Source organism: Mucilaginibacter sp. UYNi724 (assembly GCF_054057495.1).
Genome location: NZ_JBSRZI010000013.1, coordinates 41,092 through 56,501, shown reverse-complemented (window position 1 = coordinate 56,501; position 15,410 = coordinate 41,092). Strand labels below are relative to the sequence as shown.

The following is a 15,410-nucleotide window of genomic DNA, read 5'->3' as shown; positions in this document are numbered from 1 at the left end:
CTATAACCAAGAAAATATTCATGAAAGTTTACGGCATTAAAAACTGCAATACGGTAAAAAAAGCGCTCGATTGGTTTAAGGCCAATAATGTAGCTTACGAGTTTCACGATTTTAAGAAACTGGGCGTTAGTGCCGATAAACTGACCGAGTGGGATAGCAAGGCCGGCTACGAAAAGTTCATGAACAAGCAAGGCCTTACTTACAAGCAGCTGGACCCCGAAGTTAAGGCGGGTGTCAAAACCAAAGATGATGCTCTGAAGCTACTACAAGAAAAAACCAGCATGATCAAGCGCCCGGTTATAGAGAATGGCGATTTTCTTTCCTTTGGTTTTGACGAGCAGGTTTACAACAGTAATTTGAAATAATCATACAAATTATAGCTGTGGTGCCCAAAACACTAATCGCCTAACAATCAGCTATCGTAATTTAATTATTACAGATAAATAAATCTCGTAATAGCTAATCCAATAATTAGTATAATTGTCTTTGTTTTTACCAAATCATTAAAAAATTATGAAATTTAAACTAATTGCCGGTTTTACGCTGGCATTTATGTCTGTAAACGGCATTAGCCAGGCGCAGCAGGCCCCGGTAAGTAATTATAATTACCATGAGGCATTCGCGCCGTTCTTCTATAGTAAAAATGGTAACGAGTTCCGCGCGGCAGATGGCCAGCCGGGCGCTAAATACTGGCAAAACCGTGCCGACTACCAATTGTCGGCCACCCTTAACGATCAAAACAACGAGGTTACAGGTGCCGAAGTCTTAACGTACACCAACAACAGCCCGCAGAAACTGGATTTCTTGTGGATGCAGTTAGATCAAAACTTATTTAAATCAGACTCTCGCGGTACAGCTATAATCCCGCCAAGCGGAAGCCGTAACGGCGGCCGTGGCGCTTTAGCAAGCGGCGGTTATAATATCAAATCAGTTAAGGTAGGCGATACCCCCGTTAAGTTTTTGATAAATGATACCCGTATGCAAGTGTTTTTGCCAACAGGCGTTAACCCTAACGGTGGCCAGGTAAAACTAAATATCGAGTACTCATTTGTAGTTCCTGAATATGGGTCTGACCGTACCGGGATCCAAAATACAAAAAATGGTAAGATATACACAGTAGCCCAATGGTACCCGCGCATGTACGTTTATGACGATATCATGGGCTGGAATACGTTGCCTTACACCGGCCCTGCCGAGTTTTACCTGGAGTATGGTGATTTTGACCTGAGCATTACTGCCCCGGCGAACCACATTGTAGTAGCATCGGGAGAATTGCAAAACCCACAGGATGTATATACCCCAGAGCAAGTGAAACGTTGGGCACAGGCTGAGAAAAGCGAAGCAACAGTAATTATCCGTTCGGCAAGCGAGGTTACCGAGGCGTCGTCGCGCCCGGCCGGTAAAAAACAACTTACCTGGAAATTCAAAATAAAGAATGCCCGTGATGCTTCTTGGGGTTCATCCGCATCATTTATTGTTGATGCAGCCAAAATGGTTTTACCAAGCGGTAAAAAATCAACAGCGATATCTGCCTACCCGGTTGAGAGCAATGGCAATGATGCTTGGGGCCGTTCTACCGAATACGTTAAAAAATCAATAGAGTTTAACTCGCAAAAATGGTTCGAATACCCTTACCCTGCTGCTACTGCTGTTGCCGGTGTTGTTGGTGGTATGGAGTACCCGGGTATTGTATTTTGTAGCTGGAAAGCGAAAAAACGTGATTTGTGGGGCGTTAACGACCATGAATTTGGCCACACCTGGTTCCCGATGATAGTTGGTTCTAACGAGCGTTTATACGGCTGGATGGACGAAGGTTTTAATACCTTTATCAACACGCTTAGTACTGCCGACTTTAATAAAGGCGAGTATGCGGGCAAAAAGCAGGATATGGAAAAAATGGGCGCGTTTTTAACCAGCGATGCTATGGAGTCTATCATGAGCTCGCCGGAGAACCTAAAAGAAGCAAATACAGGTTTAATGCTATACTTTAAACCCGGTACAGGCTTAACCTTATTGCGCGAGCAGATCTTAGGCCCCGAGCGTTTTGATTATGCTTTCCGTACGTATGTGGCGCGTTGGGCATTCAAACACCCTACACCTGATGATTTTTTCCGTACGATGGAGAACGCGAGCGGCGAAACCTTACAATGGTTCTGGAGAGGCTGGTTCATTAACAACTGGCGCCATGATGTTGGCGTGCGCGACGTTAAATACGTTAGTGGCGATGCATCAAAAGGTGCTTTGATCACTTTAGATAACCTTGATAAGCTGGTTATGCCGGGTATCCTTGAAATTAAAACCGTTAGCGGAAAGATAGAGCGCCTTAAACTACCTGTTGAGATCTGGGAACGCAACTCCACGTTTGTGGTAAGGTACCCGTCGACAGAAGAGATCCAATCTGTTACCTACGACCCTGATAAAGTATTGCCGGATTATAACCCCGACAACAATGTTTGGAAAAAGTAATAATATTGAAAAACCCGGCTTAGGCCGGGTTTTTTGTTGATTTGAAGTTTTAATTTGAAACCTTTGCCCGGCAAAACAGGTTTAACTGTTAGCTAATCCATCAGCCATGAAAAAACTACTTCCCCTTATCATTCTGTTAGTAACCGTAACGTCGCTTGCCGGTGCGCAAGGTACATTTAAAGGTACTGTTTACGAACATGGCACCAACACACGTTTACCCGATGTTTTTATAAAGGATATCACCAATAAGCAAGTAAGCATTACGGATAAGAAGGGGAACTTTGGCATCCGCGCCGCGGCGGGCCACACGCTTATATTTAACTCGCCGGGATATGTATCAGATACTTTGTATTTGGTTGATATGGCTCCAAAAAAGATAGAACTGGTAACCTCAATGATATCTTTAAGAGCGGTAAACATTACGGCTACCCGCACTACGTTTAACCCAAGGGAAGAATACCCGGATGTTTACGAGAAAAGCAAGGTGTATGCCTTTTCGCCATCTACCTGGTTTAGCGGCGAAGGTAAAAAAGCCCGTAGGTTAAAACGCTACTTTCAGCGCGAATCTGAAGAGCGGGCAATTGATGCCGCCTTTAGTCCGGCTTATGTAACCAGCCTGGTGCCTTTAAAAGGGAACGACCTGGAAAACTTTATGACTATGTTTAGGCCCAGCTATGCCTTTTTGCGCGGGAATAACAACGAATCGATGGTGGCTTATATAAATGATAGCTACAAAAAATTTATGGCTTTGCCGGTTGATAAACGTGCGCCTCAATCGCTGAAGCAATAGGTAAAAATGAAAATAAGTCAGTTCAAAGTTGCCGTTCCGGAGGAGCAATTAGTCGATCTTAAAAACAAATTGTTAAACACGCGCTGGCCTGATGAAATAGACGGGGCGGAATGGACTTATGGTACTAATTTAAATTACCTTAAAAACTTATGCCAATACTGGGCTAATGATTATTCGTGGCGCAATACTGAAGAGCATATAAATACTTATGATAATTTTATTGCCGAAGTGGACGGATACAAGATCCATTTTATCCATGTAAAAGGTAAAGGGAGCAAATCGGTACCGTTGATAATAACACACGGCTGGCCGGGGTCTTTCCTGGAGATGATTAAGCTCATAGCTTACCTAACTGAAGGGCCGGGCCTCACTTTTGATCTGGTTATACCGTCTGTTATTGGTTTCGGTTTTTCTTCAAAAGCCACCACTTCAGGATGCAACAGTAAGGTCATAGCCGGCTTGTGGCACAAGTTGATGTTGGGCTTAGGCTATACAAAATATGGTGCGCAGGGCGGGGATATTGGCGCTGGTATCAGTAGCTGGCTAACTTTACAATACCCAGATCATATAATTGCCTTGCACTTAAACTTTATTCCCGGCTCATACCAACCCTATATAGCACCCGGCGATGAACTCATCGCTGAGGAAACTGCGTATAAGCAACAGATCGCCGAATGGTATGCCAAAGAGGGTGCTTATGGCAGCATACATAGCACTAAACCGCAAACCCTCCCTTACGGGCTAAACGACTCGCCTGCAGGTTTATGCGGATGGATCATTGAGAAATTTCAAAGTTGGACGGATAACAACGGTTATTTAGAAAACGTTATCAGTCGCGATGAATTGCTTGCCAATATATCATTATACTGGTTTACCCAAAGCCTGCCATCATCTATAAGGCTTTACAAGGAAAGCAGTACAGCCCCGCTTAAATTTAGTAAAGGCCAGCGCATAAATGCCCCTGTGGCATTTACGCGTTTCCCAAAAGAATTGCCAACGCCTCCGCGGTCTTTCGTAGAGAGGTCATTTAATATCATACGATGGAAGGAAATGCCAAAAGGCGGGCATTTCGCTGCTTTGGAGCAACCGCAAATGCTTGCAGATGATATCCGGAGTTTTTTCGAGCAAATTGTATAACCTGCTTACGGTTGTGAAGGGCCTAAAAAATATAAAATATTGTATTTCAGAATTAAAAGTAATTTCCTACCTTTGACGTCCCTGAAAGGAGGTATTTGGAATTATGATCATTATTAACGTAAAAGACGGCGAATCATTAGACAAAGCATTAAAACGCTTTAAAAAGAAATTTGAAAAAACGGGTGTTTTAAGAGAACTGCGCAGTCGCCAGGCTTTCGAGAAAAAATCTATTACCCGCAGGCATGAAATTAAACATGCTATCTACAAGCAGAATATGAATTTAGAAACTGCTGTTTAATTCCTCTCCGGAAAAGAATTTTACAGATTTTCTTGTCACTATAAAAAAACTATTTGTACATTCAATTTATTGGGTGTTCAAATAGTTTTTATGTTTTTAGACAAGTTTATACAGTACATCAGTTTTGAGAAAAGGTACTCGCCCCATACTATATTAGCTTACCGAAGCGACCTGGAGCAGTTCGTGCTTTTTTTGAACCCTCCCAACACCACACCACAAGTTACCCATCCATCAGAAATTACCCATCACGACATCCGCAATTGGATGGTCGGCCTTATGGATAATAAGCTGCTGGCCCGTTCTGTTAACCGCAAAATTGCCACATTGCGTAAATATTTTAAGTTTTTATTGCAGGAGGAAGTAATAACCACCAACCCAACATCGCGCATCACGGCGCCAAAAGTGCCCAAGAACCTGCCAACCATTGTTGACGGCGATAAACTTACGGGTATGCTTGACGGTAGGATGGATACCGGTGACGAGCGCATATTCACTAACGATTTTCACGGCCTGCGTGATAAATTGGTTATCGAGATGCTTTTTGGCACAGGCATGCGCCTTGCCGAAATTACGGGTATAAAAGATGAAGACATTAATTGGTACGAAGCCACTGTTAAAGTTTTAGGTAAACGCAACAAACAGAGGATAATACCTCTTAATAACGAGCTTATGCAACTGTTAAAACGGTATGATGAGGCAAAAAAAGCTGAAAATTTTCATAACAATTCCTTAACGTTACTCGTTACAAATAAAGGAGCAAGCGCATATCCAAAGCTTATATATTTAATAGTGCAAAAGTATCTGTCATATATATCAACTCAGGATAAACGCAGCCCGCACGTGTTAAGGCATACGTTTGCAACCAGCCTGTTAAATAAAGGTGCCGATTTAAATGCGATAAAGGAGTTGTTGGGCCATGCTAACTTAAGCGCTACACAAATTTATACGCATAATTCAGTAGAACGACTTAAATCTATTTATAAACAAGCCCATCCAAAGGCATAAAAAGGAGGAAAAATGAAAATTACCACGCAATCTATTCACTTTACAGCAGATCAGAAATTATTGGACTTTATACAAAAAAAGGTGGATAAACTGGAGACCTTTTTTGATAACATCATAAGTGGTGAAGTATATTTGAAATTAGAGAATGTAGATGACGAGGCAAACAAGATAACGGAGATAAAGCTTTTGCTGCCCGGTAGCCAAATTTTTGCAAAAGAGAAGTGCAAAACGTTTGAAGAAGCTACCGATGTGGTGGTTGAAAGCCTTCGTAAGCAGATAGAAAAATATAAAACAAAAAAATCTATAGCTGCCGAAGCTGCTAAAAAAGCGGCCCTTATTACGGAAGAAGATGATTTTTAAGCATATATGAACGCTAAAACTAAGCGGGGATCGGCAGGTTTAAAGCCTGCCGATTTTTTTTGCAAAAATATTTTGTACAGCCTTAAATTTTTGTAGATTTGCAATCCCTTTCAGAGAGGGCTTAACAGCCACTCAGTTTATTGAAAGGGTGGTTCTTTAAAAAGAAAAAAAATAGCGCAATAATTGCAGTCAAAAACCAAAACGCCCGAAATGGTAAATAGGTGATGGTAACAATTTAAGCCTCCTTAGCTCAGCTGGTAGAGCGACTGACTTGTAATCAGTAGGTCATTGGTTCGATCCCGATAGGAGGCTCTGTTTATTTCGGAAATACGGTACTTAGCTTCCAATTGAGTATTGTAAATCCGAAATCAACAATGGGGGGATACCAGAGCGGTCAAATGGGGCGGACTGTAAATCCGCTGCTTCGGCTACGAAGGTTCGAATCCTTCTCCCCCCACGATGAATATCCAGATATGCTAAATTCTAAATCTTAAAATTTGTTTTAGGGTTTAGAGTTTAGTTTTTGGAGTTTAAAAAATTGCGGAAGTAGCTCAGTTGGTAGAGCGATAGCCTTCCAAGCTATAGGTCGAGAGTTCGAACCTCTTCTTCCGCTCTAAAAGAAAAGTGAGCAGCGCACGGTTCGCAGCAAGCAGGTAACTGCGAACTGATAACTTCTAACTGCGATCTGAACAATACAAGCCGACGTAGCTCAGGGGTAGAGCACTTCCTTGGTAAGGAAGAGGTCATGGGTTCAAATCCCATTGTTGGCTCATAATTTAATAGATTATAATTTTTAAGAATAAATTAACCTACAAACAAATATAAATCATGGCAAAAGAAAAATTTGACCGCAGTAAACCGCACTTAAACATCGGTACAATCGGTCACGTTGACCACGGCAAGACAACTTTAACTGCAGCTATAACCAAAGTGTTAGCAGATGCAGGTTTATCAGAAGCTCGTTCATTTGATTCAATTGACTCGGCTCCTGAAGAAAAAGAACGTGGTATAACTATCAACACAGCACACGTTGAGTATTCAACTGCAAACCGTCACTACGCTCACGTTGACTGTCCAGGTCACGCGGATTACGTGAAAAACATGGTTACAGGTGCGGCTCAGATGGATGGTGCAATCATTGTTGTTGCTGCTACAGATGGTCCAATGCCTCAAACTCGCGAGCACATCCTTTTGGCTCGTCAGGTAGGTGTACCTTCATTGGTTGTATTCATGAATAAAGTGGATATGGTTGATGATCCAGAATTATTAGAATTAGTTGAAATGGAGATCCGTGAATTATTATCATTCTACGATTTCCCTGGCGACGATATCCCTGTTATCCAAGGTTCAGCATTAGGCGGTCTTAACGGCGATGCTCAATGGGTAGGCAAAATTATGGAGTTGATGGATGCTGTAGATAGCTACATTCCAATCCCTCCACGTTTAACTGAGCTTCCTTTCTTGATGCCTGTTGAGGACGTATTCTCGATCACTGGTCGTGGTACTGTTGCAACCGGTCGTATCGAGCGTGGTGTTATCAACTCTGGTGAGCAGGTTGACATCTTAGGTATGGGTGCTGAGAACTTAAAATCAACCGTAACTGGTGTTGAGATGTTCCGTAAGATCCTTGATCGTGGCGAAGCTGGTGACAACGTAGGTTTATTATTACGTGGTATTGAGAAAACTGATATCCGTCGTGGTATGGTTATCTGTAAACCAGGTTCTGTTAACCCTCACACTGATTTCAAAGCAGAGGTTTACGTATTATCAAAAGCAGAAGGTGGCCGTCACACGCCATTCTTTAACAAATACCGCCCGCAATTCTATTTCCGTACAACAGACGTTACAGGTGAAATCACCTTAGCTGAAGGTGTAGAAATGGTTATGCCTGGTGATAACGTTACAATCAATGTAAAATTGATCAACGCTATCGCTATGGAAAAAGGCTTACGTTTCGCTATCCGTGAAGGTGGCAGGACAGTAGGTGCTGGTCAGGTAACTGAAATAGTAGCATAATTACATCTGCCTATGGCAGAATAAACGGTTAATTTTTGTGTAAAGTACCGGGACTTTTTTCTCGGTACTTTATTCACAATAAGTAAACACAACAAATTTCTCCAATTTTGGAGATAGTATACACGGGAATAGTTCAACGGTAGAATAGAGGTCTCCAAAACCTTTGATCAGGGTTCGAATCCTTGTTCCCGTGCATAAGCAATTAATAAAATGGCAGGCGTAGCTGAATATATTAAAGAATCATACATCGAGTTGACCGAGAAAGTAACCTGGCCAACCTGGAGAGAATTGCAAAACAGCGCCGTATTGGTGTTAATAGCTGCAATTATTATTGCTATGGTCATTTTTGGTATGGACCAGATAATTGGTTATTTGCTTAATCAGTTTTATACTTCACTAACCTAATTATATATAATAGATGAGTGATCAATTAAAATGGTACGTAGTTAGGGCCATCAGTGGTAAAGAAAAAAAGGTAAAACAATATATAGACGCTGAAGTAAGCAGGTTAGGAATTACACACATGGTACCCCAGGTACTTATCCCAACCGAAAAATATTACCAAATGCGCGATGGAAAGAAAATTGCCAAAGAACGCAATTACTTCCCGGGTTATGTATTGATGGAGGCCTCACTTGACGGCGAACTGGAACACATTATTAAAAATGTGAACAGTGTAATTGGTTTTTTAGGCGATAAGCAAGGTAATGCCATCCCTTTACGCCAGGCCGAAGTTAACCGTATTTTAGGTAAGGTTGATGAGATGAGCGCACAAGGCGAAACTATGAACGTGCCATATTACGTTGGAGAAAACGTTAAAGTAATGGACGGTCCATTCAACGGTTTTAGCGGTGTAATTGAAGAGGTTAACGAAGAGAAAAAGAAACTAAAAGTTATGGTAAAGATCTTCGGGCGCCGTACGCCGCTTGAATTGAATTACATGCAGGTAGAGAAAGAATAGTAGTATCAAGTAGCTAGTATCAAGTAGCAAGACATTGCCGCAAGAGATACGCAAACGATATATTAATAAAATATAAGGGATCCTGATACTTGATACTAAGTACTTGACACCAGAACAATCTTAAATGTTACTTAGCTTCCACTTACTAACATTGAGTTATAATTAAAACAAATCAAAATGGCAAAAGAAGTCGGTGCGATGGTAAAGCTACAAGTGAAGGGCGGCGCTGCAAATCCATCTCCTCCAATTGGCCCAGCATTGGGTGCAAAAGGTGTGAACATTATGGAGTTTTGCAAGCAGTTCAACGCACGTACCCAGGATAAACCTGGTAAAGTGTTACCTGTAGTTATTACTGTTTATGTCGACAAGTCTTTCGATTTTATCATTAAAACCCCCCCTGTAGCAATACAACTTTTAGAAGTTACCGGCTTAAAGGGTGGTTCGGCTGAACCCAACCGTAAAAAAGTTGCCAATGTAAATTGGGATCAGGTTGAGACAATAGCCAAAGATAAAATGACTGATTTGAATGCATTTACAGTAGAATCAGCCATGAGAATGGTGGCAGGTACTGCCCGCAGTATGGGGATAACCGTATCAGGTACGGCACCCTGGAATAATTAATTAATACAAATCAGTTAAAGACAGTGGCTAGATTAACAAAAAATCAAAAAGCGGCACTCTCCAAAATTGAGGCTAATAAAACGTACACATTAGAAGCAGCGTCATCGCTGGTAAAGGAATTAACCAATACCAAATTTGACTCATCTGTAGATATTGATGTACGCTTAGGTGTTGACCCTCGTAAAGCCAATCAAATGGTACGTGGTATTGCAACATTGCCTCATGGAACCGGTAAAACTGTACGTGTATTGGTGCTTTGTACTCCTGATAAGGAACAAGAAGCAAAAGATGCAGGTGCGGATTTCGTAGGTTTGGATGATTATATTGCCAAGATTGAAAGCGGATGGACTGATGTTGATATTATCATTACTATGCCAAGCGTTATGGCTAAGGTAGGTCGTTTGGGTCGTATATTGGGCCCGCGTAACCTTATGCCAAACCCTAAATCAGGAACAGTAACACCAGAAGTTGGTAAAGCTGTAACTGAGGTAAAAGGTGGTAAGATCGATTTCAAGGTTGATAAAACCGGTATCATCCACACTTCAATAGGAAAAGCATCTTTCACTGCTGAGAAAATTTATGAGAATGCATTAGAAGTTTTGCAAACTATCTCTAAATTAAAACCATCAGCAGCAAAGGGCACATATTTTAAGAGCATACATATCTCTTCAACAATGTCGCCAGGTATTACAATTGAAACTAAATCAGTAACGGGGATCTAATCATGAATAAAGAAGAAAAACACGACCTTGTTCTTGCCCTTGCTGATCAGATTAAAGAGTACGGTAATTTTTACATTACTGATACTGCTGATCTAACAGTTGCAAAAGTGAATAATATCCGTCGTCAATGTTTCGAGGCTGATATCACCATGCTTGTAGCAAAAAACAGCTTGATCAAAAAAGCTATGGAAGCTGCAGAAGGTGATTTTTCCCCGATATATGATGTATTAAAAGGTTCTTCATCAATACTTTTCTCAAAATCAGCAACTGCCCCGGCAAAGTTGATCAAAGCGTTAAGGAAAAAAGGTGACAAACCGCTTTTAAAAGCAGCATACATTGATTCAGCGATATTTATTGGCGATAATCAATTAGATACTTTGACCAAATTGAAGTCAAAAGAACAATTGATCGGCGAGATAATAGGCTTACTACAATCACCAGCAAAAAACGTTATTTCTGCATTACAATCAGGCGGAAACATCTTAGCAGGTGTTGTAAAAACATTACAAGAAAGAGGTTAACAAACACCTTTAAGTTTGATATTAAACAAAAAGAATTAAGTAAAAAAATAAAATAAAATGGCGGATTTAAAAGCGTTTGCTGAACAGTTGGTAAACTTGACAGTAAAGGAAGTAAACGAATTAGCTCAGATCTTGAAAGACGAGTATGGCATTGAGCCTGCTGCTGCAGCTGCTGCTGCTGCACCGGCTGCTGGTGGTGGCGATGACGCTCCTGCTGCTGCTGCTGAGCAAACTGCATTTGACGTGATCCTGAAAGAAGCAGGTGGTTCAAAATTAGCAGTTGTTAAATTAGTAAAAGACTTAACTGGCTTAGGTTTGAAAGAAGCTAAAGATTTAGTTGACAGTGCACCTAAAGAGGTTAAAACCGGCGTAACTAAAGAAGAAGCTCAATCTTTGAAAGCTCAATTAGAAGAAGCTGGAGCAGTAGTTGAGGTTAAATAATTTAACCTAACACCAAATAGCATCAGACTCCGACCATTTTTGGTCGGGGTCTATTGCTGTTTATACACTTTACTAAAAGGTTAAGGGCATTAGATCTGAGATTTGAAACCGCCGTCGTTATCAAATGATAAACACAGGTTTCAATTTAGGCCCTCAAATCTCATCTCATTTCTCACACAGTATACAGGTTTAATAAATTAAATTATAACACCTTGGCAAACAATAATAACCAAAGAGTAAACTTTGCAACCAGCAGAAAGGTACTTGATTACCCCGATTTCCTGGACGTACAGTTACAATCTTTCCAGGAATTTTTTCAATTGGAAACCACGTCAGACAACCGCTACAAAGAGGGGTTGTTTAAAGTATTTGCCGAAAACTTTCCTATTTCAGATTCAAGGAACATCTTCGTTTTAGAGTTTCTTGATTATTTTATTGATCCGCCACGTTACGATATACGCGAGTGTATTGAGCGCGGATTAACTTATAGTGTGCCATTAAAAGCAAAGCTTCGCTTATCATGTAATGATGCCGAGCACGAAGATTTTGAAACAATTGTACAGGATGTTTATTTGGGTACAATCCCTTACATGACGCCTAAAGGTACATTTGTTATCAATGGTGCCGAACGCGTAATTGTATCTCAATTACACCGTTCGCCAGGTGTGTTCTTTGGCCAAAGCCGCCACACCAACGGTACAAAATTATACTCGGCCCGTGTTATACCTTTCAAAGGTTCGTGGATTGAGTTTGCTACTGACGTTAATAACGTGATGTATGCATACATTGACCGTAAAAAGAAATTCCCGGTTACCACGCTTCTACGTGCTATAGGCTATGATTCTGATAAAGATATATTAGAATTATTTGAGCTTGCAGACGAAGTTAAGGTAAGCAAAAGCGGCTTGAAGAAATTCATTGGCCGTAAGCTTGCTGCGAGGGTGCTTAAAAAATGGGTGGAAGATTTCGTGGATGAAGATACCGGTGAAGTGGTATCTATTGACCGTAACGAGATTATCCTTGAGCGCGAAACCGTATTGGAAGACGATCACATCGATATGATCATTGACGCGGGTGTTAAAACCATCATCCTTAACAAAGAGGATGCTGCTACCAGCGGTGATTATACTATTATATATAACACGTTACAAAAAGATACTTCGAACTCTGAGAAAGAAGCGGTGGAGCACATCTATCGCCAGTTACGTAACGCTGAACCACCTGATGAGGAAACTGCACGTGGTATCATCGATCGTTTATTCTTCTCTGATAAAAGATATGATTTGGGCGATGTGGGCAGGTACCGCATCAACCGTAAATTAAAGTTGAATACTTCTGATGAAACAAAAGTATTAACCAAACAGGATATCATCGCGATTGTGAAATACCTGATCAAATTGATCAACTCAAAAGCTGAGGTGGATGATATTGATCACTTGTCTAACCGTCGTGTTCGTACCGTTGGTGAGCAACTTTACGCACAATTTGGTGTTGGTTTAGCGCGTATGGCCCGTACCATCCGCGAGCGTATGAATATTCGTGATAACGAAGTGTTCACACCAACCGACCTGATCAATGCACGTACACTATCATCTGTGATCAACTCGTTCTTCGGAACAAACCAGTTATCACAGTTTATGGACCAAACCAATCCACTGGCAGAGATTACGCACAAGCGTCGTCTGTCAGCCTTAGGCCCCGGCGGTCTGTCGCGTGAGCGTGCAGGTTTCGAGGTTCGTGACGTTCACTACACCCACTACGGTAGGTTGTGTACTATCGAAACCCCCGAAGGACCGAACATTGGTTTGATCTCATCACTTTGTGTACACGCAAAGATCAATAACTTAGGCTTCATCGAAACCCCGTACAAACGTGTGGTTGAAGGTGTAGTACAGGTTAACGAGCCGGTTATTTACCTATCTGCAGAAGATGAAGATGGTAAAACCATTGGCCAGGCTAACGCTTACTATGATGATAAAGGTGTGTTTGCCAACCCACGTGTTAAAGCACGTTTTGAAGGTGACTTCCCTATTATCGACCCGGATAAGTTAGACTTGATGGATATTGCGCCAAATCAGATCACATCTATCGCGGCTTCATTAATTCCTTTCCTGGAACATGATGATGCTAACCGTGCATTGATGGGGTCTAACATGCAACGCCAGGCTGTACCATTGTTACGCCCCGAGGCGCCAATTGTAGGTACAGGTTTGGAAGGCCGTGTGGCAAAAGATTCTCGTACCCTTATCAACGCCGAAGGCGATGGTGTGGTTGAGTATGTTGATGCTACCGAGATCAAAATCAAGTATGACCGTAACGACCTTGATCGTCTTATATCTTTTGATGGCGATACAAGAAGCTACTTGTTAACTAAATTTAAAAAGACCAACCAAAGTACTACCATTAACTTGAAACCGATTGTTAAGAAAGGTCAAAGAGTTACTAAGGGTGAAGTACTTTGTGAGGGCTACGCAACCCAGAATGGTGAGCTTGCCTTAGGCCGTAACCTTAAAGTGGCATTCATGCCTTGGCAAGGTTACAACTTTGAGGATGCGATCGTAATATCTGAGCGTGTAGTATCTCAGGATATATTTACATCACTTCACGTTGAAGAATTTGAACTTGAAGTGCGCGATACAAAACGTGGCGAAGAGGAATTGACACCGGATATCCCTAACGTATCAGAAGAAGCTACTAAAGACCTTGACGAAGACGGTATTATCCGTGTAGGTGCTGAGGTTAAAGAAGGCGATATCCTGATAGGTAAGATCACACCGAAAGGTGAATCAGACCCTTCACCGGAAGAGAAATTGTTACGTGCCATATTTGGTGATAAAGCAGGTGATGTTAAGGATGCATCTTTAAAAACTCCGCCGTCAATTGCGGGTGTTGTTATCGATACAAAATTATTCTCTCGTGCTAAGAAAACCACTAAGGCGGAAGAAAAAGCTCAAATTGAAAAACTTGATGCTAAACATGATAAAGCTGTAAAAGATCTTAAGAATACTCTTATCGAGAAATTATTTGAGATAGTTAACGGCAAAACATCACAAGGTGTTTACAATGTTTACAAAGAGCTGTTTGTAGCTAAAGGCGTTAAGTTTACCCAGAAAATTTTGGCTGAGCTTAGCTACGAAAGCATCAACCCAACAAAATGGACAACTGATGATGATAAGAACGACCAGATAAAAACTTTGCTTCACAACTATAACATTAAAGTGAACGAAGAACTGGGTGCTTACCGTCGCGATAAGTTTGCCATTAGTGTAGGTGATGAGCTTCCATCAGGTATCGTACAAATGGCTAAAGTTTACATCGCTAAAAAGCGTAAGCTTAAAGTAGGTGATAAAATGGCGGGCCGCCACGGTAATAAAGGTATTGTTGCACGTATTGTACGTGACGAGGACATGCCTTTCTTAGAAGATGGTACCCCGGTTGATATTGTGTTGAACCCATTGGGTGTACCTTCACGTATGAACCTTGGCCAGATCTATGAAACAGTATTAGGTTGGGCAGGTAAAGAACTTGGTGTAAAATTCGCAACCCCTATTTTTGATGGTGCGAGCCATACCGAAGTAGAGGAGTGGGTTAAAAAGGCAAACTTACCGGAATCTGGCCGTACCTATTTATACAATGGTTTAACAGGCGACCGTTTTGACCAGCAAACAACTGTAGGTATTATCTACATGCTTAAATTGGGCCACATGGTTGATGATAAGATGCACGCGCGTTCTATCGGGCCATACTCACTTATTACACAACAGCCATTGGGTGGTAAAGCCCAGTTTGGTGGTCAGCGTTTTGGTGAGATGGAGGTTTGGGCATTGGAGGCATTTGGTGCATCAAACATACTGCAGGAAATATTAACCGTTAAATCGGATGATGTTGTTGGCCGTGCCAAAACTTATGAAGCTATTGTTAAAGGTGAAAACTTGCCTACCCCATCAGTTCCTGAATCATTCAATGTATTGATTCATGAGTTAAGAGGTTTAGGTTTGGATATCACATTAGAATAAAGGTTGTTGTAAAGTTGTAAGGTTTGAATGTTGAAAGGTTAACGCCAAAACATTCT

15 protein-coding genes and 5 tRNA genes are annotated in these 15,410 nt (G+C 41.4%); all 20 read left to right on the top strand.

Annotated elements, in window-relative coordinates; genetic code table 11:
- Positions 1 to 20: 20 nt before the first annotated feature.
- The 20 genes from ACVW0P_RS17410 to rpoB all read left to right on the top strand — a co-directional run bounded on the left by ACVW0P_RS17410 (position 21) and on the right by rpoB (position 15,354).
- On the top strand, positions 21 to 365 hold the full coding sequence (locus tag ACVW0P_RS17410; protein ID WP_457133189.1) for a Spx/MgsR family RNA polymerase-binding regulatory protein: 345 nt from the start codon (positions 21 to 23) through the stop codon (positions 363 to 365).
- 148 nt (positions 366 to 513) lie between these two features.
- Positions 514 to 2,466, top strand: coding sequence for a M1 family metallopeptidase (locus ACVW0P_RS17405; protein ID WP_457133188.1), 1,953 nt, complete (start codon positions 514 to 516; stop codon positions 2,464 to 2,466).
- Positions 2,467 to 2,572: 106 nt separating this feature from the next.
- Positions 2,573 to 3,256 (top strand): peptidase associated/transthyretin-like domain-containing protein, encoded by a 684-nt coding sequence (locus ACVW0P_RS17400; protein ID WP_354428933.1) that lies wholly within the window; start codon positions 2,573 to 2,575, stop codon positions 3,254 to 3,256.
- Positions 3,257 to 3,262: 6 nt separating this feature from the next.
- A complete protein-coding gene (locus ACVW0P_RS17395) occupies positions 3,263 to 4,393 on the top strand; it encodes an epoxide hydrolase family protein (RefSeq protein WP_457133187.1) in 1,131 nt (376 codons plus the stop codon).
- Positions 4,394 to 4,496: 103 nt separating this feature from the next.
- Entirely contained in the window at positions 4,497 to 4,691 is a 195-nt protein-coding gene (gene rpsU, locus ACVW0P_RS17390) for a 30S ribosomal protein S21 (protein WP_354428935.1), read from the top strand.
- A gap of 90 nt (positions 4,692 to 4,781) precedes the next feature.
- Complete coding sequence (locus ACVW0P_RS17385) at positions 4,782 to 5,696, top strand: tyrosine-type recombinase/integrase (RefSeq protein WP_457133186.1); 915 nt, start codon at positions 4,782 to 4,784, stop codon at positions 5,694 to 5,696.
- A 12-nt stretch (positions 5,697 to 5,708) separates the two neighbouring features.
- Entirely contained in the window at positions 5,709 to 6,056 is a 348-nt protein-coding gene (gene hpf, locus ACVW0P_RS17380) for a ribosome hibernation-promoting factor, HPF/YfiA family (RefSeq protein WP_354428937.1), read from the top strand.
- A gap of 239 nt (positions 6,057 to 6,295) precedes the next feature.
- Positions 6,296 to 6,368, top strand: a tRNA-Thr gene (locus ACVW0P_RS17375).
- Between the two features lie 64 nt (positions 6,369 to 6,432).
- A tRNA-Tyr gene (locus ACVW0P_RS17370) sits at positions 6,433 to 6,513 on the top strand.
- 83 nt (positions 6,514 to 6,596) lie between these two features.
- Positions 6,597 to 6,669: transfer RNA gene (locus ACVW0P_RS17365), tRNA-Gly, on the top strand.
- Between the two features lie 85 nt (positions 6,670 to 6,754).
- Positions 6,755 to 6,826, top strand: a tRNA-Thr gene (locus ACVW0P_RS17360).
- A 58-nt stretch (positions 6,827 to 6,884) separates the two neighbouring features.
- The gene (tuf, locus tag ACVW0P_RS17355; RefSeq protein WP_354428939.1) at positions 6,885 to 8,072 is read left to right on the top strand and encodes an elongation factor Tu; all 1,188 of its coding nucleotides are present in this window, start codon (positions 6,885 to 6,887) and stop codon (positions 8,070 to 8,072) included.
- Between the two features lie 122 nt (positions 8,073 to 8,194).
- Positions 8,195 to 8,265, top strand: a tRNA-Trp gene (locus ACVW0P_RS17350).
- 17 nt (positions 8,266 to 8,282) lie between these two features.
- Positions 8,283 to 8,477: a preprotein translocase subunit SecE gene (gene secE, locus ACVW0P_RS17345; protein WP_067059686.1), complete on the top strand. Its 195-nt coding sequence runs from the start codon at positions 8,283 to 8,285 to the stop codon at positions 8,475 to 8,477.
- Positions 8,478 to 8,490: 13 nt separating this feature from the next.
- Positions 8,491 to 9,033: a transcription termination/antitermination protein NusG gene (nusG, locus tag ACVW0P_RS17340; protein WP_354428941.1), complete on the top strand. Its 543-nt coding sequence runs from the start codon at positions 8,491 to 8,493 to the stop codon at positions 9,031 to 9,033.
- A 177-nt stretch (positions 9,034 to 9,210) separates the two neighbouring features.
- Positions 9,211 to 9,654 carry a 50S ribosomal protein L11 gene (rplK, locus tag ACVW0P_RS17335; RefSeq protein WP_354428943.1) on the top strand — a complete coding sequence of 148 codons (444 nt, stop codon included), beginning with the start codon at positions 9,211 to 9,213 and terminating at the stop codon, positions 9,652 to 9,654.
- Between the two features lie 23 nt (positions 9,655 to 9,677).
- Positions 9,678 to 10,376, top strand: coding sequence for a 50S ribosomal protein L1 (rplA, locus tag ACVW0P_RS17330; RefSeq protein ID WP_354428945.1), 699 nt, complete (start codon positions 9,678 to 9,680; stop codon positions 10,374 to 10,376).
- A gap of 2 nt (positions 10,377 to 10,378) precedes the next feature.
- Entirely contained in the window at positions 10,379 to 10,897 is a 519-nt protein-coding gene (rplJ, locus tag ACVW0P_RS17325) for a 50S ribosomal protein L10 (protein WP_354428946.1), read from the top strand.
- A 57-nt stretch (positions 10,898 to 10,954) separates the two neighbouring features.
- Positions 10,955 to 11,338, top strand: coding sequence for a 50S ribosomal protein L7/L12 (gene rplL, locus ACVW0P_RS17320; RefSeq protein ID WP_457133185.1), 384 nt, complete (start codon positions 10,955 to 10,957; stop codon positions 11,336 to 11,338).
- Between the two features lie 212 nt (positions 11,339 to 11,550).
- Positions 11,551 to 15,354 (top strand): DNA-directed RNA polymerase subunit beta, encoded by a 3,804-nt coding sequence (rpoB, locus tag ACVW0P_RS17315; RefSeq protein WP_457133184.1) that lies wholly within the window; start codon positions 11,551 to 11,553, stop codon positions 15,352 to 15,354.
- Positions 15,355 to 15,410 lie beyond the last annotated feature (56 nt).